A 1471-nucleotide genomic window follows, 5' to 3' on the forward strand; every position below is an offset into this window, starting at 1 on the left:
ATATTATATATTCTGAATTAATCTCTAAAATTGTATTTGTATTCATTAATAAATGTCTCATTAAGTCTAATCCCCAACTAAATGGGAAAAGATAAGAAAAAATTTTTTAAAAATTTGGTAAAACAGTTATTGGAAAAAACATACCTCCTAATAATGGTGCTGCATTTCCTATTAAACTTACTAATTCATCACCATCTTTAAATAGTAATGTAATACCAAAAAAGAAAAATACAAAACCAAATGATGCTAACATTGATATAACGAATACACCTACTGATACTATAAAATTCATAAAATTAAGTGTTGTTAAATTAAATAAAATAGATAATATTATTATTGGAATTGATTCTAAAGTAACTTTTAATATACCTAATACTGACCATCCAAAAATATATCCAAAAGGATTAATTGGCATTAAAAATATTTCTTCTAACTGACCTATTCTCATATAATGCCTTAATGTAAATATAACACCCCATAACACTTCAATATAATTCCAATATGCTGCTCCAATTAAAATGTACCCAAATATATTTTTAGTATTTGTATTTCCATAAAAAAATTGAACCAATCCACTTTTTTCCCCAAAATAAAAAAGCAAAAATACTGGTAATATAGTCAATAATGGTGTGAAAAATGCTCCATACCAGTCTATTTTATATTTTTTTGCTGTTAAAAAATTTGCTTTTGCGAGATATAGACTGTTTACCATGTTTCCCACTCGCCTTTTTTCCGTGTATAGTTTTCCACTTTTTTTAACATTATTTTCCTATAACAAGATATAAAAAACTTATTACCGTTAATATTAGGAGCATATATAAATTTTTATTATCAATACTTCCAGTTTGAATTATATTTCTTCCTATAGATATTAAGTAAGTTAGTGGGATTATATATGATATTGCTTTTATATATATAGGATAGTAATTTACAGGACTGGTCATTCCAGAAAGAAGCCCTATAAAATACTGAAGTGTATAATTAATACTACCTATTTTCTTTTTCCATAATGCTAATGCTGCAAAAAATATGGAAAAAAACGTTATATATAATCCACTTATAGATAAAAGAACAAATATCCATAAGCTAAATTTTGTTGTTATTCCAGAAAGCGCAAAGAAAATAAGGGTAAATAAAGTAATATAAATATTAGTTAAAAATGTATCAATTCCTTTGGAAAAGAGAAATTTTAAAGATGAAACAGGGGATATTATTATGGAAATTAAAGTTCCTTCGGATCTTTCTTCTCCAAATCCATCACCTACTCCCCAAAAATATTGATTTAACCAGTACCACAATAGCGTTCCTATTAATATACTTTCTGAAAAATTTACTTTTCCAAATAATTTTGATGTAAAAATATATGGCCCTATCATAAAAAATGGAGTTAATGTCATATTTATCCATACAAATTTATATTTTTTTCTTATCAGCCAGTCTTTTTTTATAAGATACATTATATCCTTCATAC

The 1471-nt window shown here is 25.2% G+C and carries 2 protein-coding genes; both read right to left on the reverse strand.

The genetic code is table 11. The features are described from left to right. Positions 1-106: 106 nt before the first annotated feature. Positions 107-712, reverse strand: a complete 606-nt coding sequence (locus X274_RS10305; protein WP_052913297.1) for a hypothetical protein — start codon at positions 710-712, stop codon at positions 107-109. A gap of 49 nt (positions 713-761) precedes the next feature. Beyond that, a partial coding sequence (locus tag X274_RS10310; RefSeq protein WP_231580411.1) for an ABC transporter permease occupies positions 762-1471 on the reverse strand: 710 nt, incomplete at its 5' end.

Origin of the sequence: Marinitoga sp. 1155 (assembly GCF_001021175.1) — a bacterium.
Lineage (GTDB): Bacteria > Thermotogota > Thermotogae > Petrotogales > Petrotogaceae > Marinitoga.